This window comes from uncultured Roseovarius sp. (genome assembly GCF_913057115.1).
Taxonomy (GTDB): Bacteria; Pseudomonadota; Alphaproteobacteria; order Rhodobacterales; family Rhodobacteraceae; genus Roseovarius.
The window spans coordinates 1-24663 of sequence record NZ_CAJXNN010000015.1; the positions used below are offsets into that span (position 1 = coordinate 1).

Sequence of the window (24663 nt, forward strand, 5' to 3'; positions counted from 1 at the left end):
CCGATGATCCCGATCAGGATGATCCCCATGATCACGATATCGGTGTTCTGGAAGCGGCTGGCGACCATCACCATCATGCCCGCGCCCTTTTCGGCGGCGACAAGTTCGGCGGCAACCACCGTGCCCCAACAGACCCCCATGGCCACACGCGCGCCGGTGAAGATCTCGGGCAGGGAATTCGGCACGATCACATGGCGCATCAGCTGCCACTTGCTGGCCCCCAGCGAATAGGCCGCATGCACCTTGGAAATCGCCACGCCCGACACCCCGGCACGGGCCGAAATCGTCATGATCCAGAGCGCGGCCAGGAACAGCAGGATGATCTTGCCGGTTTCACCAATACCGGCCCAGATGATGACCAGCGGGATCAGCGCCAAGGGCGGCACCGGGCGCATGAATTCCACGATCGGGTCAAACCAGCCGCGGAACCAATCGGAAAGGCCCATGGCATAGCCCAACGGAATGCCCACCGCGGCGCCGATAATAAAGCCTACGATCACCCGGAAGAGCGACCAGAAAAGGTGCTGCCAGAGGGTGAAGTTCTGATAGCCCTCGCTGGCGATCTCGCCCACGCGCGCGACCACCGCCTCGGGCGAGGGTAGCCAGATGGGTTCCATCTGCATGCCCTTGGCGGGGCTGAAGTTGATCGAGCCTTTGGAGGTGAGCGCAACCGTGCCATCGGCAACGCGGACGCTTTCTCCGGCGCTCACCGGCTGGCCATCAATCGCGACGATCTTGGCCCCTTCCTTGCGCTTCACCTCGTCGTTCTTGTCCATCAACAAAAGCTCGGACCGCCACGCGCCCACCTTGATGGCGTCGTCTTTGGCAAAGCCTTCACCGGGGTCGACCTCGGGCACATCGGCGTCCTCACCCACCTTGAAGACACGGGCGAAAACTGTGGCGTCATCGCGGGCACCGTCCGGGGCCTCAAGCGTGTAGGTGAACTGGGTCTCGCCCACGAAGGGTCCGGGCGCATGGATTGGCACCCATTTCGACCCGGTGAACGCCCCCCAGAGAAGGAAAATCGTGATCACCGATATCACGCTGGCCCAGCGATCCGGCCTTACCGCGCTTTCATCGCCAAATGTCACCGTCTTGAGCGAGGTGAAATCCTGCATCTGGCGGAATTTGCTCACGCCCATGCGCACCACGAAAAACGCCGCCGTAAAGATCACGATGTAGATAATCAGAATGGTCATGCCGAAGCCTCCTCGGTGCGGCCCATGATCTCTTCTTCCATGTCCCAGATCATCGACAGGATTTCCTCGCGCTTCTGGCCGAACTCGGGGTTCTTCTTGACCTCACGAAGGTCCTTGCCCACGCCATCATCGGCGAAGGGCAGGCGATATTCCTTGTGAATGCGCCCCGGGCGCGGGGCCATGACCAACAAGCGTTCCCCCAGCAAAAGCGCCTCTTCGACCGAGTGGGTGATCAGGATGATCGTCTTGCCGGTTTCTTTCCACAGCTTCAGAACCAAACCTTGCATCTTTTCACGGGTCAGCGCGTCCAAAGCGCCCAATGGCTCGTCCATCAAGATCACGTCGGGATCATTGGCAAGGCAGCGGGCCAAGGCGACACGCTGCTGCATCCCGCCCGACAATTCATAAACCGCCTTTTCCTTGAAGTCCTGAAGGCCCACCACATCGAGCAAATGGTCGACCGTTCCGGCCCATTCCTTTTCACGCTTGCCAGCCATGCGCGGCCCGAAACTCACGTTGTCGCGCACGCTCATCCACTCGAAGAGCGCGCCTTGCTGAAACACCATGCCGCGCTCGGCGTCCGGCCCGGTGACCAGATGATCGTTCAGCATGATCTTGCCTTCGGTCGGGGCCAAAAACCCCGCGACGATATTCAAAAGCGTGGTCTTGCCACAGCCCGAAGGCCCCAGCACACTCATCAATTCGCCTGTCTTGATCTCAAGACTGACGTCTTTCAAGGCTTGCACATGCCCGCCATTCGGCAGGTCAAAGCGCATCGATATATTTTCGATGGATAGCGTCGACATCCCCGCCCCCGTTGTTGATTTTTGAAATTTTTGAGTGTGGCGCGGGCCAAAGGATCAGGCCCGCGCCGCGTGACAGCGGGGATTACATCCCGTGGGCTTGCTCAAGCGGCCCGGTGTTCACGTTGTTCTCGTAAGTGTCCAGCGCGGCGTCGATGCTGCCGGCTTCCACAAAGACGTCGGCAACGCCTTTCATGAATTCCTGTGCACCGCCACCAAGCCACTTCTCGGTCAACTGCTCATCAACCGGCGGGAAAACGAAGGTGTCGATGGTGGCTGCTGTGGCCTCGACATCCATACCGCTGTCCTTGGCGATGACGGGCAGCATCTTGTCGCGGTTGGCGTCATCGGCCCACATCGCGTTGGCATCTGCGGTGACTTTCAGGAACTTGGCGACCACGTCGCCGTTTTCGGCGATGTAATCGGCAGGGCCACTGGTCACGTCAAACACCAGAATACCCAGTTCTTCCTTCTCAGCGCCGGTCAGCAGGACATTGCCGTGCTCTTTCGCACGACGCAGGCTGCCACCCCAGCCGCAGAACAGGTCAATCGCGCCTTGTGCGATGGCGGCAGCGCCCTCAGGCGGCGCCATGTTGACCACATCCATGGTCGAAATATCGACGCCAAAGTGGTTCATCTGCTTGAGGAAACCATAGTGCGCGGCGGTGCCCAGCGGCACGGCGGCCTTCTTGCCTTCAAGTTCCTTGGCGTTGGTCTTGTCGATCTCAAGCGCCTCGGCGGCGACACAGTTGTCGTTTTCCGAATAGCTCACCGCAACGTCGACGATCTGCAAATCCTGCCCCGCGCTTGTGGCCACCACGAAGGGCGGAACCCCTTGGCTGACCGACAGCTGCACATCGCCCGAGGCCATGGCCGCGCTCATCGCCGTACCGGTGTCGAAGGCGCGCCAGTTCACGGTCATGCCCAGCGCCTCGTCATACATGCCTTCGACCTTGGCGTACTGGAACGGCATCGGCCACTCAAGGAAGTAGCCCACGGTGATCTCTTCGGCGCTGGCGGCGCTGGCGCCACCCAGCATGGCCGCGCCGGCCGCAGCCGATATCAGTTTGGTTTTCAGCGTCATAATCTTGGTTCTCCCGTTGGTTCTTGGACCGGGCCTTTGCAGACCCTGTTGTTATAGATGCGCAGACAGCTGGCCATCCCCTTGGGTTTGGCGCAGCGGTCCGGTGCAGGTGTATCCGAGACCAATTCGCGATTCCGATCAATGCTTTTATCGGTCTGCTCCAGGTATTTCGCGCTTCGTGAAGGCAAATTTCGGGAAATCGCAAAGGAAAACGGCACGATTTGCTACAATATAAATACACGGGCGAGTCGCGGTGCCGCTCTGGCCTTAAACAAAGGTAAGTTTTGGCCCTATCGGATTCTTGGGATTCCGGGCTGATATGCCAGTCAGACAGCACCGGGCCAAGGCCCGCCACCCGGCATGCGAAACCCGGGCCCAACAGATGGAGACCCACCATGGATGGCACCCTGAAGAACGATATCGAAAAGGTCGTCGATGCCGACCGCGCCCACGTCTGGCACCACCTGATCCAGCACAAGCCGTTTGAAACCGGCGCACCGCGTATCATCGTGGAAGGCAAGGGCATGCGGGTCTGGGATCAGCATGGCAAGGAACACCTTGATGCGGTCTCGGGCGGGGTATGGACGGTAAACGTCGGCTATGGCCGTGAACGCATTGCCAACGCCGTGCGCGACCAATTGATCAAGCTCAATTATTTCGCTGGCACCACCGGCTCCATTCCCGGCGCGCTGTTTTCCGAGCGTCTGATCGAGAAGATGCCGGGGATGAGCCGAGTTTACTACACCAACTCCGGCTCCGAGGCGAACGAGAAAGCCTTCAAGATGGTCCGCCAGATCGCGCACAAGCGCTACGGCGGCAAGAAATACAAGATCCTCTACCGCGACCGCGATTACCACGGCTCCACCCTCGCCACCATGTCGGCGGGCGGTCAGGATGAGCGCAACGCCCAATACGGCCCCTTCGCGCCCGGTTTCGTGCGCGTGCCGCATTGTCTTGAATACCGCGCGCAGTGGGACCTGTCGGGCGAGGAATACGGCGTCGCCGCCGCCAACGCCATCGAAGAGGTGATCCTTGCCGAAGGCCCCGACACCGTCGGCGCGCTCTGCCTTGAACCCGTCACCGCCGGGGGCGGCGTCATCACCCCGCCGCCGGGCTACTGGCCCCGCGTGCAGGAGATTTGCCGCAAGTACGACATACTGCTGCATATCGACGAAGTGGTTTGCGGCGTCGGCCGCACCGGCACATGGTTCGGCTATCAGCACTACGGGATTGAGCCTGATTTCGTGACCATGGCCAAGGGCGTCGCCTCGGGTTACGCCGCGATTGCCTGCTGTGTGACCAATGAAAAGGTCTTCGACATGTTCAAGGAATCGCCCGACGATCCCATGGACTACTTCCGCGACATTTCCACCTTCGGCGGCTGCACCGCTGGCCCCGCTGCCGCGCTGGAAAACATGGCCATCATCGAAGAGGAAGGCCTGCTGGAAAACACCACGCAAATGGGCGATTACATGCTCGACCAGTTGCGCGCCCTGCAAGACAAGCACGCCGTGATCGGCGAGGTGCGCGGCAAGGGCCTTTTCCTTGGGGCCGAACTGGTCGCCGACCGCGACAGCCGCGAACCCGTGGCCGAGAAACTGGCACAGGCCGTGGTTGGTGACTGCAATGCCCAAGGCGTGATCATCGGCGTCACCAACCGGTCGATCCCCGGGTTCAACAACACGCTGTGTTACTCGCCCGCGCTGATCTCGACCAAGAACGACATCGACCAGATCGTCGAGGCCACGGACAAGGCCCTGACCAAGGTCTTCGGCTGATCACACTCCCAAAGATTAGCTTCTTCCCTACTCCCCGGCGCGCCGCGCCGGGGTTTTTTACCTGCGTGGTTGCATCCTCGGCCCAAAGCAGGCCATCTGACCCAAGACGTGACTCACCCCGAGGCGTCGGCAGACCAAATTGAGGACCACATGAAAAAGACCCCCGCACTCGCCACAATGGCCATCCTTGCCGCCACCCCCGCCGCCGCCCACCTGCCGCCCGGCGAATACGGCTCATTCCTTGCCGGGGTCACCCACCCGCTTTTCGGCCTTGATCACGTTCTGGCCATGATTGCCGTTGGCCTTTGGGCCGCGCAAATCGGCGGGCGGGCGCTCTGGCAAGTGCCCAGCGCCTTTGTCCTCGCCATGCTGGCCGGGTTCGCACTGGCATTGGCAGGCCTGCCGCTCCCCATGGTCGAACCGGCAATCCTTGTGTCGATCATCGTGCTGGGCCTTGTCGTCGCCATGGCCCTGCGCCCCGCCGCTCCTTGGGCCATGGCACTGGTCGCCGGCTTCGCGCTCTTCCATGGCCACGCTCACGGCGGAGAACTGGGCGGCGCACAAGCGCTGACATTCGGCGCGGGCTTTGCCATGGCCACCGCCGCGCTGCACGCCATGGGCCTTCTGATCGCGCTGATCTTTGCCCGCGCCCTTCAGGCAGGCTCCGGCCTCGTCCTGCGCCTCATGGGTGGGGCCACCGCCCTCGCCGGGGCCGCCATCGCCTTTGGCTAATCATCACAGAAAACCCCGGCGCATCGTGCCGGGGTTTTCTCTAAGCGGCACCGATTTCTTCAAAAGAAATCGGACCGAAATCTTTTAAAGATTTCGGTACCCTCACTGCCCATGTGCCGCTTTACTATCCGCAGGGGCCTCATCCCGCTCGTGCATCCCGTAATCCCGGATCACGCTGACCACCCGCAGGCGATAATCGTCGAACATCCTCTCACGCCCGGCCTTTTGCGCCCCCCGGTGCGCCTCCAAGGTGCGCCAACGCTCGACCGCAGCTTCATCCTCCCAAAAGCTCAGCGATAACAGCTTCTCGGGGTTGGTCAGGCTCTGGAACCGCTCCACGCTGATGAACCCCTCCACGCCTTCCGCCAAGGGCCGCATCTTGGCGGCCATCTCAAGGTAATCCGCCTTCTGCCCCTCACCGGGGGTCACTTCAAAAATGACCGCGATCATTTTTACCTCCTATGTCATCGACTTGACCCCAGACAACCGGATTACAACCTTCTGTGCAAACCCTGTTCCGCACCACCATGACCCGGGTTTTGTACGAAACGTACGTTCCGCCTCACGCACCCCCCGATTTTTGTACGAAACTCACGTACAAAACGTACGACTCGTACAAAACTCACACCATACCAGATTGCCAGCGCGATAAGTCCAATCTAACGTCACCTCTATGGCAATCTCGGTCGAAACCTTCTTTCTCAACCCCGATGATGAGGGCACGCTACAGGCCCGCATCCAACAGATGATCGCCCAAGGCATCCTGTCGGGGCGCTTCCGAAAGGGCGAAAAACTCCCTAGTTCCCGTAAGTTAGCCCAACATCTCGGAGTCAGCCGTATCACCGTGACCCTCGCCTACACCGAGCTTTTGGCCAACGATTACCTCGAATCGCGCGACCGCTCAGGCTATTATGTATCTGAAAACGCGCCAGAACCTCCGCAGTTCACCCCCAACCCCACCAGCAGCGGCGACAATATCGACTGGTCCCGCGCGCTTGGCCGCCGCTTTACCGGCGGGCGTACCCCTACCAAACCGCTCGATTGGTCAAGCTACCGTTATCCCTTTATCTATGGCCAAACCGACCCCACACTGTTCGATCACGCCAACTGGCGGCACTGCGCATTGCAAGCCCTTGGGCAAAAAGACTTTTCCGCGCTCACCACCGATTACTTCGACCAAGACGACCCCAAACTGATCGAGTTCATCGCCCGTCATACCCTGCCCCGGCGCGGCATCCTTGCCCAACCCGACGAGATCCTCGTCACCATGGGCGCCCAGAACGCCCTGTGGCTCACGGCGCAGGTTTTGCTGACCCAGCGGCGCACCGCCGCCATCGAGGAACCCTGCTACCACGCCCTTCGCGACATCCTCACGCAATCGCGCTGCTATCTCTCCCCCGTTGAGGTGGATACCAACGGCCTGCCCCCCGATGCGCTGCCCAATCATGCCGATGTGATTTTCACCACGCCCAGCCACCAATCGCCCACCAATGCCACCATGCCGCTTGAGCGGCGCAAGGCGCTGTTGGAAAAGGCGCGCAAGATGGACGCGCTGATTGTCGAGGACGACTACGAATTCGAGATTTCTTTCCTTCGCAGCCCCTCACCGGCTCTCAAATCGCTCGATACCGATGGCCGGGTGATCTATGTCGGCAGCTTCTCCAAGTCGATCTTCCCCGGCCTGCGACTTGGCTATCTTGTTGGATCAAAACAGTTTATCCGCGAATGCCGGGCCTTGCGAGCCTCTGTGCTGCGCCACCCGCCGGGGCATATACAGCGCACCGCGGCTTATTTCCTCAGCCTCGGCCATTACGACAGCCTGATACGGCGGATGGGGCAGGTCTTTGCCCGCCGCCGCAAAGTGATGGAGAAAGCGCTGGCGGATCATGGCCTTGGCGTCGAGGGGCGCGGCGTCTTTGGCGGCTCGTCCATCTGGATGCGCGCCCCCGAGGGCGTGGATACCGAGGAGTTGGACCATATCCTGCGCGCGCGCAGTGTGCTGATAGAACCCGGGCGCACCTTCTTTCGCGGCCCTGGTGCGCCGCGCAACTTTTACCGGCTGGCCTATTCCTCGATCCCGTCCGAGCGCATCCCGGACGGGATCGCGATTCTGGCCGACGAACTGGCAAAGTTAACAAGATAGCCCGCCTTCCGGGATGGCTCTGCAAAGCCCTGAATTTCCAGAAGAGTCTTTTTAAGAATCTCTTGAGGGCCGCCAAATTTTCCCAATAATGACTTACAATTGAGACCTTGAGTCTCATTAATATTTTACACTGGATATATCATGCTATAGTATCTGGCCCTACTGCGCGGATGCGGCGCGGCATACCTTTCGCCAGACTCGCCGGACCTCCGGCCTTTTTTCTCTTGGGAGTGCCAGACATGAAGATGACCACCGAAGAAGCCTTCGTTAAAACCCTTCAACGCCATGGGATCGAACATGCCTTCGGGATCATCGGGTCGGCCATGATGCCGATCTCCGACCTGTTTCCAAAGGCCGGGATCACCTTCTGGGATTGCGCCCACGAAGGCAGCGCCGGCATGATGGCCGATGGCTACACCCGCGCCACCGGCAAGATGTCGATGATGATCGCCCAAAACGGGCCCGGCATCACCAACTTCGTGACTGCGGTCAAAACCGCCTATTGGAACCACACCCCGCTTCTTCTGGTCACCCCACAAGCCGCCAACAAGACCATCGGTCAGGGTGGCTTCCAGGAAGTCGAGCAGATGAAGCTCTTTGAAGATATGGTCGCCTATCAGGAAGAAGTGCGCGACCCATCCCGCGTGGCCGAGGTTCTGGCGCGCGTGATCTCCAAGGCGAAACAGCTTTCGGCCCCTGCGCAAATCAACCTGCCGCGCGATTACTGGACGCAAGTGATCGACGTGGAGATTCCGCAAGCCTTGGAATTCGAGCGCTCTTCTGGCGGTGAAAACTCGGTCGCCGAGGCTGCGCGCATCATGTCCGAAGCCAAGAACCCGGTCATTCTCAATGGCGCGGGCGTGGTCCTGTCCAAGGGCGGCATCGCAGCCAGCCAAGCCTTGGCCGAGCGTCTGGATGCCCCTGTTTGCGTGGGCTACCAGCACAACGATGCCTTCCCCGGTTCGCACCCCCTGTTCGCCGGGCCGCTGGGCTACAACGGCTCCAAGGCCGGGATGGAACTGATCAAGGAGGCCGATGTTGTGCTTTGCCTCGGCACCCGGCTTAACCCGTTCTCGACCTTGCCGGGCTACGGCATGGAATACTGGCCCGCAGACGCCAAGATCATTCAGGTCGACATCAACCCCGACCGGATCGGCCTGACCAAGAAGGTCACCGTCGGTATCGTCGGTGATGCGGCCAAAGTGGCAACGGGTATCCTGAACCAGCTTTCTGATACCGCCGGTGACGAAGGCCGCGAGGCCCGCAAGGCGAAAATCGCCGAAACCAAATCCCGCTGGGCGCAACAACTGTCGTCGATGGACCACGAAGAAGATGATCCCGGCACCACCTGGAACGAACGCGCCCGCGCCGACAAGCCCGAGTGGATGAGCCCCCGCATGGCATGGCGCGCCATCCAAAGCGCCCTGCCGCGCGAGGCGATCATCAGCTCGGACATCGGCAACAACTGTGCCATCGGTAACGCTTATCCGGCGTTCGAGGAAGGCCGCAAATACCTTGCGCCGGGCCTGTTCGGGCCTTGCGGTTATGGCCTTCCCGCCATCGTCGGCGCCAAGATCGGCTGCCCGGATGTGCCGGTTGTGGGCTTTGCCGGTGACGGGGCCTTTGGCATCGCGGTCAACGAACTGACCGCCATTGGCCGCAGCGAATGGCCCCCGGTCACGCAGATCGTGTTCCGCAACTACCAATGGGGTGCGGAAAAGCGCAACTCGACCCTGTGGTTCGACGATAACTTTGTCGGCACCGAGTTGGACGACGACGTCAGCTATGCCGGTATCGCCAAGGCCTGTGGTCTGAAAGGCGTGGTGGCCCGCACCATGGACGAACTGACCGACGCGCTGAACCAAGCGATCAAGGATCAGATGGAAAACGGCACCACCACCCTGATCGAGGCGATGATCAACCAGGAACTGGGCGAACCCTTCCGCCGCGACGCGATGAAGAAACCCGTGGCTGTGGCTGGCATCGACGCCGGCGACATGACCCCGCAGCAGGTGTAAGACAGTGGCAGGGCCCGGTGATACAGATCTTATTCTGGTTCTCAATGCCGGGTCCTCCTCTATCAAGTTTGCCGTTTTCGACAGCAAGCTGAACGATGTTCTGTCCGGAATGGCCGATGGCGTCGGTGGGCCGGGCACGCTCAAGGTTGGCGACGACAAGACCGAGGTCAGCCTTGCCAATCACGATACATCCCTAGAAGCAGTGCTTGACGCGCTGCGCGCAAAGGATATGCCGCCCGAACGGTTCGCCGCCGCCGCGCATCGCGTCGTCCATGGCGGCACCAATCTGACCGCCCCCGCGCGCGTCACACCCGACACTCTCAACGAAATACGTGCCTGCGTGCCCTTGGCCCCGCTGCATAACCCGCACAACATCGCCGCCATGGAAACCTTGGCCCGGCTGGCCCCGGACCTGCCGCAATTCGCCAGCTTCGACACCGCCTTTCACGCCACCATGCCCGAGGTTGAGCGGCTATATGCCCTGCCGCCGCGCATCAGTGCGCGTGGCATTCGCCGCTATGGCTTTCACGGCACCTCTTACGCTTCCTTGGTGCGGCTTTGGCCTTCGGTCACAGGGGGCGATCTGCCCGACCGGGTCTTGGCCTTCCACCTTGGCAACGGGGCCTCCCTTTGTGCAATCCACGAAGGCCGTTCAGTGGCCACGACCATGGGCTATTCGCCGATTGAGGGGCTGACCATGGGCACCCGCACAGGCGATATTGACGCCAATGCCGTACTGCGCTTGGCCGAGGAAGACGGCATCGCAGCAACAGCCAAACTCCTCAACCGCGAAAGCGGGCTGACGGGCCTCTCGGGCGGCACCTCGGACATGCGCGCGCTATTGGCCAGTGACGACCCGGACTGCGCTTTCGCGGTCGATCACTTCTGCCACAGCGCCCTGCGCCACGCAGGGGCCTTGATCGCTGCCATGGGTGGGTGCGATGCCTTGGCCTTTACCGGCGGTATCGGCGAAAACGCCGCCCCGATCCGGGCGCGGATCATGGCGGGCCTCGCATGGCTTGGTCTGACGCCGGACGTGACCGCAAACGACGCCAATCAGCCGCGGCTTCATGCCCAGGACTCCGCCATTTCCGCATGGATTATCCCCGCCGAAGAAGAACGCATGATCGCCGCCGACGCCCTCCGCCTTCTGAAACCGGAGGCCGAATGACTCACAACGCATACCCCCGACATTCAGGATTTCCGGGACGATTTTTCGGCAAATCAGAAGGTTTTAGAAATATGTCGCGAGGCTGCAAAATCTGCCCTACCGTGACCCACGCATCAAACGGGACCGCGCAATGACACATCACCAGCCACGGATCGACACCTCGCCGAAAGTTTCCGACGAGGTCAGGAAAACCACCTGCTACATGTGCGCCTGCCGTTGCGGCATCAACGTGCACATGAAGGATGGCAAGGTCGCCTATATCGAAGGCAACCGCGACCACCCGGTGAACAAGGGCGTGCTTTGCGCCAAGGGCAGCGCCGGGATCATGCAGCACAACGCGCCCTCGCGCCTGCGCGCGCCCCTGAAACGTGTCGGCCCCCGCGGCTCGGGCGAGTTCGAGGAGATTTCGTGGGACGAGGCGCTCAGCCTCGCCACCGAATGGCTGGCCCCGATCCGCGCGGAAAACCCTGAAAAGCTGGCCTTCTTCACCGGCCGTGATCAATCACAAAGTTTCACCAGCTTTTGGGCGCAAAACTTCGGCACCCCCAACTATGCCGCCCACGGCGGCTTTTGCTCGGTCAACATGGCGGCGGCGGGTATCTACACCATGGGCGGTGCCTTTTGGGAGTTTGGTCAGCCCGATTGGGATTACACGAAACTCTTCATGATTTTCGGCGTGGCCGAAGACCACGATTCCAACCCCATCAAGATGGGCATCGGCAAGATCAAGGAACGCGGCGCGCGGGTCATCGGGGTGAACCCGATCCGCTCAGGCTATAACGCCGTGGCCGATGATTGGGTCGGCATCACACCCGGCACCGATGGCCTCTTCATCCTGTCGCTGATCCATGAGTTGCTCAAGGCGGGCCGGATTGATCTGGATTACCTTGCGCGTTTCACCAACGCGCCCTGCCTGGTGAACATGGACCCGGATTCACCCGAACACGGGCTGCTGCTGCGCGACGAGAACGGCAAGACGCTGGTCATCGACCGCAAGACCGGGAAGCTCACCCCCTTCGATCAACCCGGCGTACAGCCCGATCTTTCGGCCAGTCACCGCAAGGCCGGCATCACCCATAAGCCGGTGATGCACCTGATTGCCGAGCGTTACCTAGACGATCAATACGCGCCCGAGGCCGTGGCCGAACACTGCGGCATAAAGCCAGAAAAAATCCGCGCCATTGCCGCCGAACTGGCCCGCGTCGCCTTTGACGAGGCCTTCGAGCTGGACCATGAATGGACGGATTTCCGCGGCGAGACCCACAAAACCATGACGGGCCGCCCGGTCAGCTTCCATTCCATGCGCGGAATTTCCGCCCATTCCAACGGCTTCCAAACCTGCCGCTCCTTGCACCTGCTGCAAATCCTGCTGGGCACGGTCGAAGTACCGGGCGGTTTCCGCTTCAAACCGCCCTACCCCAAACCAGTCAGCGCCCACCCCAAACCGCATTGCGGCGTAACGCCGGGAAAGCCGCTCGATGGCCCGCACCTCGGCTTTGTCCAAGGCCCCGACGATCTGGCGCTGAAGGACGATGGCAGCCCCGCCCGCATCGACAAGGCCTTCACATGGGAAAACCCCATGTCGGCCCATGGCCTGATGCATATGGTGATTTCCAACGCCCACGCGGGCGACCCCTACAAGATCGACACGCTTTTCATGTACATGGCCAACATGTCGTGGAACTCCACCATGAACACGCGCGGCGTGATCGACATGTTGACCGACAAAGATGAAAACGGCGATTACGTGATCCCACATATCATCTATTCCGATGCCTATAGTTCGGAGATGGTGGCCTATGCCGATCTGATTTTCCCCGATACCACCTATCTGGAACGGCACGATTGCATCTCGCTGCTGGACCGCCCGATTTGCGAGGCGGACGCGGCGGCCGACGCCATCCGCTGGCCAGTGGTGGAACCCGATCGCGACGTGCGCGGCTTCCAATCGGTGCTGTGCGAGTTGGGCGCGCGCCTCAACCTGCCAGGCTTCGTCAACGACGACGGCAGCCAAAAATACGCCGATTACGCCGATTACATCACCAACCACGAACGCAAACCGGGCATCGGCCCGCTGGCCGGCTGGCGCATGGGCGAAGAGGGCCTGACGCACGGGCGCGGCGGCCCGAACGAGGCACAGCTTGACCACTACATCGAAAACGGTGGCTTCATGGTCAAACACATCCCCGAGGAAGCCAGCTATTACAAACCGTGGAACAAGGCCTATCAGGACTGGGCGGTGGAGCTGGGGCTTTTCGACAGCCCGCAACACTACATCTTCGATCTCTACGCCGAACCCCTGCGCCGCTTCCAACTGGCTGCCGAAGGCCATGGCGACCGACAGCCACCCGAACACCTGCGCGAGCGTATCAAGGAAACGCTGGACCCGCTGCCGATCTGGTACGCACCATTCGAGGATAGCGGCGTCGACACCGACGAATTCAACGTCCACGCGCTGACGCAACGGCCCATGGCCATGTACCACTCATGGGGCACTCAAAACGCGTGGCTGCGGCAAATCCACGGGCACAATCCGCTCTACCTGCCGACCAAACTCTGGGAAAAGCACGGCTTCGCCGAAGGCGACTGGGCGCGCGTGACCTCGGCGCATGGTGAAATCACCGTACCCGTGGCCCACATGGCCGCGCTCAACGAAAACACCGTCTGGACATGGAACGCCATCGGCAAGCGCAAGGGCGCTTGGGCGCTCGACAAGGACGCGCCCGAAGCCACCAAAGGCTTCCTGCTCAACCACCTTATCCATGAGCTGCAACCGCCCAAGGGCGATGGCCTGCGCTGGGCCAATTCCGACCCGGTCACGGGACAGGCGGCTTGGTTCGACCTGCGGGTGAAAATCGAAAAATCGGGCGCCCCCGCCGAGGTTCAACCCAGCTTTGAGCCGATCAAATCCCCGGTGGGCCAAGGCCCCGCCAACCTTGAATGGAAGGTTGGTAAATGAGCGGCAAAACCCTGACCCTCTTGCTCATCCTCGCCTTCGTCGCCCTGACGCTGGGCTCTTTCATCTGGTTCATCATGAGCTGGGACAAATCCAAGACACAATCGGTCACAACCGGACCGCAAATTATTGAGGAGCGCATCGCATGACCACGCTTCCCGAAAAAACCGACCGTAAACTGGGGCTGGTGATCGACCTTGATACCTGCGTCGGCTGTCACGCCTGCGTGGTCTCCTGCAAAGGCTGGAACACCGAAAACTACGGCGCGCCCCTCTCGGATCAAGACCCCTATGGCGCCGACCCAACGGGCACCTTCCTCAACCGCGTGCACTCCTACGAGGTGCAGCCCGAGGAAGGCACGGCGCAGCTCATCCATTTCCCCAAATCCTGCCTGCATTGCGACGACGCGCCTTGCGTCACCGTCTGCCCCACCGGGGCCAGCTACAAGCGCACCGAGGATGGCATCGTTCTGGTCAATGAAACCGACTGCATCGGCTGCGGGCTTTGCGCATGGGCCTGCCCCTATGGCGCGCGGGAAATGGATGCCGCCGAGGGCGTGATGAAGAAATGCACCCTCTGCGTCGACCGCATCTATAACGACAACCTGCCGGAGGTGGACCGCGTCCCTGCCTGCGTACGCACCTGCCCTGCCGGCGCGCGCCACTTCGGCGATCTGGGCGACCCCGACAGCGAGGTCAGCCAACTGGTCGCCGAACGCGGCGGCATGGACCTGATGCCGGAACAAGGCACCAAGCCGGTCAACAAATACCTGCCGCCCCGGCCCAAGGATGAACTTGACCGCACAGCCGCCCCCGAGGATGGCGAGATCGACGTTCTGGCCCCCTATCTCAATCCCGTCGCCGACAGCCCCAAGGGCTTCCTTGGCTGGCTCGACAAGACATTGGAGAAGCTCTGATGCATCCCGCACCCTCCGTCATCATCTTCACAACGCTGTCCGGTCTGGGTTTTGGCCTGCTGGCGTGGCTTGGTCTTGGCTTTCCCGCCGTCACCGGCTGGACCGCCTTTGCCTTTTTCGCCATCGCCTATGCGCTGGCCGTGGGCGGGCTTCTGGCTTCGACCTTCCACCTCGGACACCCCGAACGGGCGATCAAGGCCTTCACCCAATGGCGCTCCAGCTGGCTCAGCCGCGAGGCTTGTACCAGTGTCGCCGCGCTTGTCGTTATGGGCCTCTACGGCGCGGGTTTGGTGTTCTTGGGGGAACGCTGGACACTGCTTGGCTGGATCGGCGCGGCGCTCTCGCTGCTGACCGTCTTTACCACCTCGATGATCTACGCCCAGATGAAGACCGTGCCACGCTGGAAAACCCCGTTGACCCCGGTTCTATTTCTGACCCTCGCCCTCACCGGCGGGGCGATCCTTTCGGGCGAAGTCACCGCGGCACTGGTGCTATTGCTCCTCGCTGCCGTGGTGCAGGTGATCTGGTGGCAACGCGGCGATAACGCCTTGGGGCAAAGCGGCACCAACCTTGCCACAGCCACAGGCCTTGGCAAACCCGGCCAAGTCCGCGCCTTCGAGCCGCCGCACACCGGCACCAACTACCTGCTGCGCGAATTCGTCCATGTGGTGGGCCGCAAGCATGCGATGAAACTGCGCCTCATCGCGCTGGTTCTTGGCTATGCCCTGCCCTTTGCCTTCCTTGCCCTGCCTTTCAGTCACCTCTTCGCACTTCTCGCCGTGCTCAGCCATCTGGCCGGCATCGCCGCCTCGCGTTGGCTGTTCTTCGCAGAAGCCGAACATGTTGTGGGCCTCTACTACGGCAAACGCTAAGACAGAGGCACCCGCCGCTTCTTCTGGCCGCAAATATCCTGGGGGAGTTTGAAAATCTTCTGATTTTCAAACTGGGGCGAAGCCCCTAACGGCGCGCCGCAGGCGCACAGTTTTGAATGCGTTCAGGCCACGCAGGCCTTGGGGGCGCTGCCCCCAAACGCCCGGGATATTTAAGAACAGAAGAAGAGGCTAAAGCGTTATTCCCAGCCGTCGGTCCATTCATCGACCTTGGGGGCGATCTTGTTCTTTCTAAACCGCCGCCAACGGGCCCAGATACCCCATGCGAAAGCGGCGAGAATCGTCAGAACGATGATGTTGAACCACGGGATGAGCGTTACATCCGGTCCTGCCACCCGCTTGATCCCCACGGCATTGGGGAAGATCGACAGGAACTCATTTCGCCACCCATAATGCGTGACGGCATACCATTCCGGCGCGTCCTTGGTGGAGGTCGAGTCGCTGGCATCGGTATAAAGGTTGGCGGTGTCGAACTTGAAGTAAGGCGGCCAGCCCCAGCCGGTATCCTCGTTGCGATAGACCATCGGATCACCATCGGGGGCGATCGCTTGAATGAACTGAACATCCCAGCTTTGCAGGCGCTCCTGTGATTGGTCCGAGGCAGCCCAGAACATCTTGGTCCAGCCGGTGACATCTTGGCGTTCTTCATAGGTGTTCACGATCCGCACGATATCGCGCTGCGGCAGGGAGTAATGCAGGAACCCAACCACGATGAGCCAGAAAAGCCCCCAGAACACCCATTTGACATAAACCATCAAAAGCCCTTTCACATGAAATTGGTCACGTAGATGATCGTTCCGACCACAACGACCGGCACCACATAGATGAGCAGTATAAGCTTGCGGCGCAAGGATTGTTCGTATTGCGCCATGCCGGTCTCGATATAGGTTTCCTTATCGCCCGGCTGGCCGTTTTCGGTCCAGTCCTTCGCAAGCTTGCGGCGCTGCGTCGCGCGCGACCAGACCAAGACGATGACATAGATCACCGTGAGGATCAGAAAGCCAAAGACCACCAATCGCAGGAATGCCACCATGACGTTCGCCTTTCATCCGCGTTCCCGTTCTGCATAAGGCGCAGGAGATCACAGGGCAATGACGATCGACGCGAAAAAGGGCGGCACTCGCGCCGCCCTTGCCTGTCCTTGTCGTATCGCGGTTACCCCACCACGTTGAACTCTGGCCCGTAGGGGTAGCCGGTGATGTTCTCGTTGCCATCCTCGGTGATGATCAGGATGTCATGCTCGCGGTAGCCGCCCGCACCCGGTTGGTCATTGGCAATGGTCAGCATCGGCTCCATCGAGATCACCATGCCCGGTTCCAGCACCGTGTCGATATCCTCGCGCAGTTCCAGCCCCGCCTCGCGGCCATAGTAATGCGACAGCACTCCGAAGGAATGGCCATAGCCAAAGGTCCGGTATTGCAGCAGGTCACGCTCGGCAAAGAAATCGTTGGTCTTCTGGGTCACCTCGGCACAGCTTGCCCCGGGGTTGAGCAGGCTCATCCCGTATTCATGCGCCGCCACGTTGGCCTCCCAGATCTTCAGGCTGGCCTCGTCCACCTCACCCACGAACATGGTGCGTTCCAAAGCGGTGTAATAGCCCGAGATCATCGGGAAGGTATTGAGGCTCAGGATATCACCGCGCTGCAATTGCCGCGCTGTTACCGGGTTATGCGCGCCATCGGTGTTCAGCCCCGATTGGAACCAGACCCATGTGTCGCGGTATTCGGCATCGGGGAAGGATTTGGCAATCTCCAACTCCATGGCATCGCGCCCTGCCATGGCCACGTCGATCTCGCGCGCGCCCTCCTTGACGGCCTCGCGGATGGCATAGCCCCCCACATCGGCCACCCGCGCCCCTTCGCGGATCAACAAAAGCTCGGCAGGCGATTTATGCATCCGCTGGCGCATGGTGGTGGGGGCGATATCGACCATGGTCACCGGCTTCAGGAAATCCTCCAGCTTGTCGCGCTGTTGCAGGGTCAGGTGATCGCCCTCATAGCCCACAACGCGCCCCTCGCCCGTCACTGACAGGATCGCGCGCCAGAAATTGTCGCGTTGCCAGTCCGTATAGGTGATGTTGTCACCATGGCACCGGCGCCACGGCTGGCCCGCGTCAATGCCCGCACTGATGGTCACGCTTTCGCTGTCCGTCACGACAAGCCCATAGGGCCGCCCGAACGAGCAATACAAGAAACCGCTGTAATAGGCGATGTTGTGCATCGAGGTGAAAACCGCCGCTTGCACACCGGCCTCTTCCATCCGGGCGCGCAGAGCTTTCAAGCGCGCTTCATACTCGATCTCGGCAAAAGGCAGCGGGGCCTTTTCACCATTGTGGAAACGATACATTTCAGGACGTGCAGTCATAACGACCCTCCTTCAAAAGAAAGGTCCCGGCGTTCAGGACTGTTTTGGAATAAGGCCCGAAGCGGGCGACGCCATCGCCCGGCCATAGGCTTTCCTTGCCGATCGCGCGCAATCTGGCAAGATGAATCTCACCAAGGATAGGAAATTTCACGACCATGACCGCCAAACCCGGCCCCCGTAACCTGATCACCGATGTTCCCGGCCTGAAGGTCGGCCAAGCGCAGGACGAGTCCGTCAAGACCGGGGTCAATGTCCTTTTGGGTGACGCGCCCTTCACCTGCGGGGTGCATGTCATGGGCGGCGCGCCGGGTACCCGCGAAACTGACCTTCTGGCGCCTGACAAAACGGTCGAGCAGGTGGATGCCCTCGTGCTGTCCGGCGGCTCGGCCTTTGGGCTTGATGCCGCCTCGGGCGTGGCCGACGGATTGCGCGCCATGGGGCGCGGCTTTGCCGTGGGGGACCAACGCGTGCCGATCGTGCCGGGCGCGATCATCTTCGACCTGCTGAATGGCGGCGACAAGAGTTGGAGCGATAACCCCTACAAGCGATTGGGGCGAAAGGCCCTCGGTGCCGCATCGGGAAAATTCGCCCTCGGCACCCATGGCGCAGGGACCGGGGCCACCACGGCCAACCTCAAAGGCGGCGTCGGCTCTGCGTCGGTGGTGCTTGCAACGGGGCATACAGTCGGTGCGCTTGTCATCGTCAACGCGCTTGGCTCCGCCACCGTGGGGGACAGCCCGCATTTCTGGGCCGCCCCCTTCGAGATCGAGCAGGAATTCGGCGGCTTTGGCCCGGCGTCGCAGTATCCCGACCTCACAACCCCTCCCACCAAGCTCAGCCAACACGCCAACACGACCATCGGCATCGTCGCCACAGACGCCGCCCTGACAAAGCCGCAATGCACGCGGATGGCCACGGCCGCGCATGATGGCTATGCCCGCGCCTTGGTGCCTTCGCACACGCCCATGGACGGCGATTTGATCTTCGCTGCCGCAACGGGCGCACGGATGATGGCTGATCCTCTGGCGGAAACGCTCATGCTGGGCCATGCGGCAGCCACATGCATGGCAAGGGCGATTGCCCGGGGGGTCTATGCCGCCACTGCCGCCAAAGGCGATACGCTTCCCTGCTGGCACGACAGGTTCGACAAGGCTTAGCCCGCCAAACCCAACCGCGTGCCCAATGCTTGCAAGCCCAATGGCTCCAGATCCTCGGCGGCCACGACGTCGACCGGCACGCCCTGCGCCTGCAAGGCACCGGCATACCCCAACCTGTCGCCAATCACCGCCACCTGCTGACCCAACCAATAAGGCCGTGCGGCAGCCAATTCCGCGCCGATCAAATGCCCGGTCAGCGCAGTCGCATTGCCAGCCACCTCCGCTGCACGCAGATGCGCGGCAAGGCGTTCCGGGCGGCTCAGGCTATCGGCAAGGGCGGCCTCGTCGGGGGCGGCTGCCGCGCCCAAGGCCTCATTCAGGCGTGGGGTCAGAAAACTCTGGCAACTCACCACCTCATCGGCGCTGACATGCAGCCAATGACTGATCCCGCCCTCTTGGGCACAGATGATCCCATCCCAATTCTCACGGCTGGCCAGAAACCCGGCGATCCAAATACGCACCCAAGCGCCGATCACATCCGCCGGGGTTTGCTGGGTCAGCGCAGGACAGCCTCCACCGCTTTTCGGCAAAACCGGCGCAGGCACCGCTTCCGGCGCCCCATCCCCTATCCGTACCAAGCGGGCCTCACCATGCCCCAAGGCTGCCAAGGCCCCGGTCTCATCGCTCCCCTGCGCCGACGAAAGCCAGCTCGCGCCGCGCATCGCATGGGCAACAACACCCGACCCGCCGTGGCGGCCAATGGCAATCCAATCGCTTGCCAAAACTCAGCGCGCCTGCAACTGGCGGACAAGCCCGCCCATGTCATAACCCGCCGCCTGCGTCGCCTTCAGGATTTCATCACCGCCAAGATCGTCGAACTTCACAAGGCTCCACAGCATGGTGCAGCGCGTCCCGGTCCGGCAATAGGCCAAGATCGGCTTGGGCATCTCCTCAAGCGCCTGCGCGAAATCCTGTGCCGCCTGCGGCGTCACCATGCCCGACACAATCGGCACGCTGCGCACCTCAAGGCCCGCCGCCTCGGCGGCCTTGGCCACATCGTCAAAATCGGGCTGGCCATATTCCTCACCATCCGGGCGATTACACAGGATGGATTTGAACCCGGCCTGCGCCACCGCCTCCGCCTCGCTCACATCAATCTGCGGCGAGACCGAAAAATCATCCGAAAGTTTGCGGGCATCCATGGGTCAATCTCCTTTGACACTCCCTGCCATATGCCCCCAAGGCCCAGGCAATTTCAATGCCGTGCCGCGTTGACTTTTGCCCAGAACCCTACAAACCTTTGACATATGGGTAATTTTTGGGCGGGGTTGGTATGAGCGGACAATGGGAATTCTGGATCGACCGGGGCGGCACCTTCACCGATATCGTGGCGCTTGACCCAAAAGGCACGGTGCATACCCACAAACTTCTGTCCGAAAACCCCGACCGCTACCGCGATGCCGCCGTGCAAGGCATCCGTGAGGTGATGGAGGTTACCGGCGACTTCCCCAACCAAAGCATCCGCGCCGTCAAGATGGGTACCACCGTCGCCACCAACGCCCTTTTGGAGCGTAAGGGGGAACGCGTGCTTTTGCTCATCACCAAGGGGTTCCGCGACCTGCTGCAAATCGGCTATCAGACGCGCCCGCGCCTCTTTGATCTGCATATCAAACGCCCCGACCTGCTGTATGAGGAGGTGGCCGAGATGGACGAGCGCCTCGATGCCGATGGCGCGGTGGTTCAGGCCCTCGATGAAGACACCACCCGCATCGCCCTCCAGGCAGCCTATGACAAGGGTATTCGCGCGGTGGCCATCGCGGGCCTGCACGCCTACCTCAACCCCGATCACGAACGCCGCGTTGCCGACATCGCCGCCGAACTGGGCTTTACCCAAATCACCGCCAGCCATCAGGTCAACCGATTGGCCAAGCTGGTGGGCCGCGGCGATACCTCCGTGGTCGATGCCTACCTTTCCCCGATCCTGCGCCGCTATGTCGATCAGGTGGCCGATGCGCTGGACGTGGGCCGCGCCTGCGAGGCGCTGTTGTTCATGCAATCGAACGGCGGGCTAACCGATGCGCGGCTCTTTCAAGGCAAGGATGCCATCCTGTCCGGCCCCGCGGGCGGTATCGTCGGCATGGTCAAAACCGGCGAGGCGGCGGGCCATGACAAGCTCATCGGCTTTGACATGGGCGGCACCTCCACCGATGTCAGCCACTACGCCGGGGACTACGAACGCAGCTTCGAGACTGAGGTGGCCGGCGTGCGGATGCGCGCGCCGATGATGGATATTCACACCGTCGCCGCCGGTGGCGGTAGCATCTGCAAATTCGAAGGCGGCCGCTTTCAGGTTGGCCCCGAAAGCGCGGGCGCCGATCCCGGCCCGGCCTGCTATCGCCGCGGCGGGCCGCTCACGGTGACCGATTGCAACGTCATGCTGGGCAAGCTGAACCCCGATCACTTCCCCGCCGTTTTCGGCCCAAACGGTGACGAGCCGCTAGACGCCGAGGTGGTCCGCCAGAAATTTGCCGACCTCGCCCAAACCGTGGCTGAAGAAACGGGCGAAAGCCCCCGCACCCCCGAAGACATGGCCGAAGGCTTCCTGCGCATCGCCGTCGACAACATGGCCAACGCGATCAAGAAAATCAGCGTGCAGCGCGGCCATGACGTGACCGGCTATACCCTGCAATGCTTCGGCGGCGCGGGCGGGCAACATGCCTGCCTCGTGGCCGATGCGCTTGGCATGCAAAAGGTGCTGATCCACCCGCACGCAGGCGTCCTTTCGGCCTATGGCATGGGCCTTGCCGAAATCCGCGCCATGCGCGAGGTGCAGCTTGATGCCCCCCTCTCGGCCATCCAAACCGCCGAAGACGCGCTTGCCCAAATCACCCGCCAAGCCCGTGGCGAGGTTGAGGCGCAGGGCGTGCAAGACATCTCCCTGCAACCCCGCGCCCACCTGCGCTATGACGGCTCCCATCAGGCGCTTGAGGTGCCTTATGGCAGCCCCGACCAGATGCAGAAGGATTTCGAAGCCGCCCACCGGCAACGCTTTGGCTTTCACAGCCCTGAACGCGACATCCTGTTCGACATGCTCAGCGTCGAGGCCATCGGCGAAACCGGCCAAGCGCCCAGCGCCGCCATGCCCTCGGGCCAAGGAAACCCAAAGGCACAAATCCCCGTGCATATCGAAAACGGCTATACCGATATCCCGCTTTATGACCGCGACGATCTGAACGCCAATACGACCGTCCAAGGCCCCGCCATCATAACTGAACCCACCGGCACCAACATGGTCGAACCCGGCTGGTCCGCCCGTGTCGATGCCATGGGAAACCTCCTGCTCCAGCGCACGGAAACCAAATCCCGCGACCTTGCCGCAGGCACACAGGCCGACCCTGTGCTTCTGGAGGTGTTCAACAACCTCTTCATGTCCGTCGCCGACCAAATGGGCGCGACGCTGGCCAATACCTCATGGTCGGTGAACATCAAGGAACGGCTGGATTTCTCCTGCGCCATCTTCGACGACAAGGGCGATCTGGTGGCCAATGCCCCGCATGTCCCGGTGCACCTTGGCTCCATGTCCGACAGCATCAAAACCGTGATGCGCCTCAATCCCGATGTTTGCCCCGGCGATGCCTTCATGCTCAACTCGCCCTATAACGGCGGCACCCACCTGCCCGATGTGACCGTGGTCACCCCTGTGTTCGTCGGCGACACCCCCGCCTTCTGGCTTGGCTCGCGCGGGCACCACGCCGATATCGGTGGCCGCACCCCCGGAAGTGCGCCGCCCGACAGCAGCCATATCGATGAAGAAGGCGTTTTGATCGACAACGTCAAACTCGTCGACCAAGGCAGCCTTTTGGAAGAAAAGGCCGAAGCGGTGCTCGCCTCGGGCCGCTACCCCTGCCGCAACATCCGCCAGAACATGGCCGACCTGAAAGCCCAAGTCGCCGCCAATGAAACCGGACGGCAGGAACTCCTCAAGGTCGTCGACCACTACGGCCTCGATGTGGTGCAGGCCTATATGGGCCACGTTCAGGACAACGCCGAAGAAAGCGTGCGCCGGGTGATCGACCGCCTCAAAGACGGTGAATTCACCTACCCGATGGATATCGGCAGCACGATCCAAGTGAAGGTCACCGTCGATCACGCCAACCGCGCGGCCACCATCGACTTCACCGGCACCTCACCGCAGAACCCCGGCAACTACAACGCCCCGCGCTCGATCTGTGACGCGGTGGTGCTCTATGTCTTCCGCACCATGGTCGGCGGGGACATTCCATTGAACCAAGGTTGCCTGAAACCGCTCAACATCATCGTCCCCGATGGCTCCATGCTCAACCCGGTCTATCCCGCCGCCGTCATCGCCGGGAACACCGAGGTTAGCCAAGCCACCTGCAACGCGCTGTACGGCGCGCTGCATGTCATCGCCGGATCACAGGCGACGATGAACAACTTTGTCTGGGGCAATGACGACTTCCAGAACTATGAAACCATCGCCGGTGGCACCGGCGCGGGACAGGGGTTCGATGGCTGCGACGCGGTGCAAAGCCATATGACCAACACCCGCATGACCGATCCGGAAATCCTAGAAAAACGCTTCCCCGTCCGGCTTGAAGATTTCTCGATCCGGCCCGCCTCGGGCGGCGCGGGCAGGTGGCGCGGCGGGCATGGCGTCTTCCGCCGCCTGCGCTTCCTTGCGCCGGTTACCGTGACAACCCTGTGTTCGCACCGCGAAATTCCGCCCTTCGGCGTGGATGGCGGTGAACCCGGCAAGGTCGGGGAAAACTGGGCCGAATGGCCCGATGGCACCGTACAACCCATGGCTGGCAATGATGAAATCGACCTGCCCGCCGGGGCCGTGTTTGGCATGGCCACACCGGGCGGCGGCGGCTGGGGGCGTTAATCCCCAAGCCCATCCAGATTGTAACCCCGAAACTCCTTCACCGTGGAAAGGCTCAACAGCGTCTTCATCTGCGTGACCGACGGAATCTGTGACAGCCGATTGCGATAAAGCGCCTCGTAATCCCCGGTGCTCTGTGCCGCGACCCGAATCAGGTAATCGAACTCCCCCGAAATCAGGTGACACTCCAGAACGTCATCCATCCGCTTGATCGCCTCCTCGAAGGCTTGGATATCCTCAGGTCGTTGCGACGTCAGCTTGATCTCGATGAAGACCTGAATTTCAAGGCCAATCGCCCGCCGATCCAACCGCGCGGCGTAATGCGAAATCTTCCCCTCGCCCTCAAGAATCTTGACCCGCCGGTGACAGGCCGAAAGAGACAACCCAACCGCCTCGGACAAGCGCGCCATACTGATCTGTCCGTCCCTTTGCAGAATGGAAAGAATACGGCGATCCAGTTTATCCATAATAAAATTTCCCATATATTGCCTATTTTAAGATATGTTTTCTTAAATTTTCCGAATTCGCAAGGAACTTCGATAAGTTTTACCTCACAACGCAGGGTAAATTGGACCTGCGCCAAAACCGCGCAGCTACAACTTTGGGAGG

21 protein-coding genes are annotated in these 24663 nt (G+C 61.4%); 11 read left to right on the plus strand and 10 right to left on the minus strand.

Features of this window, described 5'->3' with window-relative positions; all coding sequences use genetic code 11:
- From QZ498_RS08140 to QZ498_RS08150, 3 genes are all read right to left on the minus strand, one after another.
- On the minus strand, positions 1–1199 hold a 1199-nt coding region (locus QZ498_RS08140), incomplete at its 3' end, for an ABC transporter permease (protein WP_294621361.1).
- Positions 1196–2005 (minus strand): taurine ABC transporter ATP-binding protein, encoded by an 810-nt coding sequence (locus QZ498_RS08145; RefSeq protein WP_154151646.1) that lies wholly within the window; start codon positions 2003–2005, stop codon positions 1196–1198. The genes QZ498_RS08140 and QZ498_RS08145, both read right to left, overlap by 4 nt.
- Positions 2006–2087: 82 nt before the next feature.
- Positions 2088–3086 (minus strand): ABC transporter substrate-binding protein, encoded by a 999-nt coding sequence (locus QZ498_RS08150; RefSeq protein WP_294621362.1) that lies wholly within the window; start codon positions 3084–3086, stop codon positions 2088–2090.
- 395 nt (positions 3087–3481) lie between these two features.
- On the opposite strand from QZ498_RS08150, the gene QZ498_RS08155 reads away from it, so the two are divergent.
- On the plus strand, positions 3482–4864 hold the full coding sequence (locus QZ498_RS08155) for an aminotransferase class III-fold pyridoxal phosphate-dependent enzyme (RefSeq protein WP_294621363.1): 1383 nt from the start codon (positions 3482–3484) through the stop codon (positions 4862–4864).
- 150 nt (positions 4865–5014) lie between these two features.
- Positions 5015–5596: a HupE/UreJ family protein gene (locus QZ498_RS08160; protein WP_294621365.1), complete on the plus strand. Its 582-nt coding sequence runs from the start codon at positions 5015–5017 to the stop codon at positions 5594–5596.
- Between the two features lie 102 nt (positions 5597–5698).
- Here the strand turns inward: QZ498_RS08160 and QZ498_RS08165 are convergent, their stop codons facing one another.
- Positions 5699–6046, minus strand: a complete 348-nt coding sequence (locus QZ498_RS08165) for an antibiotic biosynthesis monooxygenase (protein ID WP_294621366.1) — start codon at positions 6044–6046, stop codon at positions 5699–5701.
- A 223-nt stretch (positions 6047–6269) separates the two neighbouring features.
- Here QZ498_RS08165 and QZ498_RS08170 point away from each other — a divergent pair, with 223 nt between their 5' ends.
- The 7 genes from QZ498_RS08170 to QZ498_RS08200 all read left to right on the plus strand — a co-directional run bounded on the left by QZ498_RS08170 (position 6270) and on the right by QZ498_RS08200 (position 15672).
- On the plus strand, positions 6270–7739 hold the full coding sequence (locus tag QZ498_RS08170; protein ID WP_294621367.1) for a PLP-dependent aminotransferase family protein: 1470 nt from the start codon (positions 6270–6272) through the stop codon (positions 7737–7739).
- A 239-nt stretch (positions 7740–7978) separates the two neighbouring features.
- Positions 7979–9757: a sulfoacetaldehyde acetyltransferase gene (xsc, locus tag QZ498_RS08175; RefSeq protein WP_294621368.1), complete on the plus strand. Its 1779-nt coding sequence runs from the start codon at positions 7979–7981 to the stop codon at positions 9755–9757.
- A 4-nt stretch (positions 9758–9761) separates the two neighbouring features.
- A complete protein-coding gene (locus tag QZ498_RS08180; protein WP_294621369.1) occupies positions 9762–10928 on the plus strand; it encodes an acetate/propionate family kinase in 1167 nt (388 codons plus the stop codon).
- 130 nt (positions 10929–11058) lie between these two features.
- On the plus strand, positions 11059–13887 hold the full coding sequence (locus tag QZ498_RS08185) for a molybdopterin oxidoreductase family protein (RefSeq protein WP_294621370.1): 2829 nt from the start codon (positions 11059–11061) through the stop codon (positions 13885–13887).
- Positions 13884–14033 (plus strand): hypothetical protein, encoded by a 150-nt coding sequence (locus QZ498_RS08190; protein WP_294621372.1) that lies wholly within the window; start codon positions 13884–13886, stop codon positions 14031–14033. The genes QZ498_RS08185 and QZ498_RS08190 overlap by 4 nt, the downstream gene beginning before the upstream one ends.
- Positions 14030–14800: a 4Fe-4S dicluster domain-containing protein gene (locus QZ498_RS08195; protein ID WP_294621373.1), complete on the plus strand. Its 771-nt coding sequence runs from the start codon at positions 14030–14032 to the stop codon at positions 14798–14800. The genes QZ498_RS08190 and QZ498_RS08195 overlap by 4 nt, the downstream gene beginning before the upstream one ends.
- Positions 14800–15672, plus strand: a complete 873-nt coding sequence (locus QZ498_RS08200) for a DmsC/YnfH family molybdoenzyme membrane anchor subunit (protein ID WP_294621374.1) — start codon at positions 14800–14802, stop codon at positions 15670–15672. Before QZ498_RS08195 ends, QZ498_RS08200 begins: the two co-directional genes overlap by 1 nt.
- A 197-nt stretch (positions 15673–15869) precedes the next feature.
- On the opposite strand, the gene QZ498_RS08205 is transcribed toward QZ498_RS08200, so the two are convergent.
- The 3 genes from QZ498_RS08205 to QZ498_RS08215 form a co-directional block, all read right to left on the minus strand.
- Positions 15870–16445, minus strand: coding sequence for a DUF1523 family protein (locus QZ498_RS08205; protein WP_294621375.1), 576 nt, complete (start codon positions 16443–16445; stop codon positions 15870–15872).
- An 11-nt stretch (positions 16446–16456) separates the two neighbouring features.
- Positions 16457–16723, minus strand: coding sequence for a hypothetical protein (locus tag QZ498_RS08210; RefSeq protein ID WP_294621376.1), 267 nt, complete (start codon positions 16721–16723; stop codon positions 16457–16459).
- Between the two features lie 122 nt (positions 16724–16845).
- Positions 16846–18054 carry an aminopeptidase P family protein gene (locus QZ498_RS08215; protein ID WP_294621378.1) on the minus strand — a complete coding sequence of 403 codons (1209 nt, stop codon included), beginning with the start codon at positions 18052–18054 and terminating at the stop codon, positions 16846–16848.
- A 155-nt stretch (positions 18055–18209) separates the two neighbouring features.
- On the opposite strand from QZ498_RS08215, the gene QZ498_RS08220 reads away from it, so the two are divergent.
- Positions 18210–19211 carry a P1 family peptidase gene (locus tag QZ498_RS08220; RefSeq protein ID WP_294621379.1) on the plus strand — a complete coding sequence of 334 codons (1002 nt, stop codon included), beginning with the start codon at positions 18210–18212 and terminating at the stop codon, positions 19209–19211.
- On the opposite strand, the gene QZ498_RS08225 is transcribed toward QZ498_RS08220, so the two are convergent.
- Positions 19208–19933 carry a 2-dehydro-3-deoxygalactonokinase gene (locus QZ498_RS08225; RefSeq protein WP_294621380.1) on the minus strand — a complete coding sequence of 242 codons (726 nt, stop codon included), beginning with the start codon at positions 19931–19933 and terminating at the stop codon, positions 19208–19210. The two genes, QZ498_RS08220 and QZ498_RS08225, sit on opposite strands and share 4 nt — an antisense overlap.
- Positions 19934–19936: 3 nt before the next feature.
- Positions 19937–20353, minus strand: a complete 417-nt coding sequence (locus tag QZ498_RS08230; RefSeq protein WP_294621381.1) for a TIGR01244 family sulfur transferase — start codon at positions 20351–20353, stop codon at positions 19937–19939.
- 131 nt (positions 20354–20484) lie between these two features.
- Here QZ498_RS08230 and QZ498_RS08235 point away from each other — a divergent pair, with 131 nt between their 5' ends.
- Positions 20485–24057: a hydantoinase B/oxoprolinase family protein gene (locus QZ498_RS08235; protein WP_294621382.1), complete on the plus strand. Its 3573-nt coding sequence runs from the start codon at positions 20485–20487 to the stop codon at positions 24055–24057.
- On the opposite strand, the gene QZ498_RS08240 is transcribed toward QZ498_RS08235, so the two are convergent.
- On the minus strand, positions 24054–24521 hold the full coding sequence (locus QZ498_RS08240; RefSeq protein WP_294621383.1) for an Lrp/AsnC family transcriptional regulator: 468 nt from the start codon (positions 24519–24521) through the stop codon (positions 24054–24056). The genes QZ498_RS08235 and QZ498_RS08240 overlap by 4 nt on opposite strands.
- Positions 24522–24663: the final 142 nt, after the last annotated feature.

Excerpts from the sequence above, each read along its gene's own strand:
- QZ498_RS08200 (WP_294621374.1), top strand. The coding sequence starts at position 14,800 with ATGCATCCCGCACCCTCCGTCATCATCTTCACAACGCTGTCCGGTCTG.
- QZ498_RS08155 (WP_294621363.1), top strand. The coding sequence starts at position 3,482 with ATGGATGGCACCCTGAAGAACGATATCGAAAAGGTCGTCGATGCCGAC.
- QZ498_RS08145 (WP_154151646.1), bottom strand. The coding sequence starts at position 2,005 with ATGTCGACGCTATCCATCGAAAATATATCGATGCGCTTTGACCTGCCG.
- QZ498_RS08210 (WP_294621376.1), bottom strand. The coding sequence starts at position 16,723 with ATGGTGGCATTCCTGCGATTGGTGGTCTTTGGCTTTCTGATCCTCACG.
- QZ498_RS08240 (WP_294621383.1), bottom strand. The coding sequence starts at position 24,521 with ATGGATAAACTGGATCGCCGTATTCTTTCCATTCTGCAAAGGGACGGA.
- QZ498_RS08160 (WP_294621365.1), top strand. The coding sequence starts at position 5,015 with ATGAAAAAGACCCCCGCACTCGCCACAATGGCCATCCTTGCCGCCACC.
- QZ498_RS08205 (WP_294621375.1), bottom strand. The coding sequence starts at position 16,445 with ATGGTTTATGTCAAATGGGTGTTCTGGGGGCTTTTCTGGCTCATCGTG.
- QZ498_RS08195 (WP_294621373.1), top strand. The coding sequence starts at position 14,030 with ATGACCACGCTTCCCGAAAAAACCGACCGTAAACTGGGGCTGGTGATC.
- QZ498_RS08150 (WP_294621362.1), bottom strand. The coding sequence starts at position 3,086 with ATGACGCTGAAAACCAAACTGATATCGGCTGCGGCCGGCGCGGCCATG.
- xsc (WP_294621368.1), top strand. The coding sequence starts at position 7,979 with ATGAAGATGACCACCGAAGAAGCCTTCGTTAAAACCCTTCAACGCCAT.
- QZ498_RS08165 (WP_294621366.1), bottom strand. The coding sequence starts at position 6,046 with ATGATCGCGGTCATTTTTGAAGTGACCCCCGGTGAGGGGCAGAAGGCG.
- QZ498_RS08235 (WP_294621382.1), top strand. The coding sequence starts at position 20,485 with ATGAGCGGACAATGGGAATTCTGGATCGACCGGGGCGGCACCTTCACC.
- QZ498_RS08215 (WP_294621378.1), bottom strand. The coding sequence starts at position 18,054 with ATGACTGCACGTCCTGAAATGTATCGTTTCCACAATGGTGAAAAGGCC.
- QZ498_RS08230 (WP_294621381.1), bottom strand. The coding sequence starts at position 20,353 with ATGGATGCCCGCAAACTTTCGGATGATTTTTCGGTCTCGCCGCAGATT.
- QZ498_RS08190 (WP_294621372.1), top strand. The coding sequence starts at position 13,884 with ATGAGCGGCAAAACCCTGACCCTCTTGCTCATCCTCGCCTTCGTCGCC.
- QZ498_RS08170 (WP_294621367.1), top strand. The coding sequence starts at position 6,270 with ATGGCAATCTCGGTCGAAACCTTCTTTCTCAACCCCGATGATGAGGGC.
- QZ498_RS08220 (WP_294621379.1), top strand. The coding sequence starts at position 18,210 with ATGACCGCCAAACCCGGCCCCCGTAACCTGATCACCGATGTTCCCGGC.
- QZ498_RS08185 (WP_294621370.1), top strand. The coding sequence starts at position 11,059 with ATGACACATCACCAGCCACGGATCGACACCTCGCCGAAAGTTTCCGAC.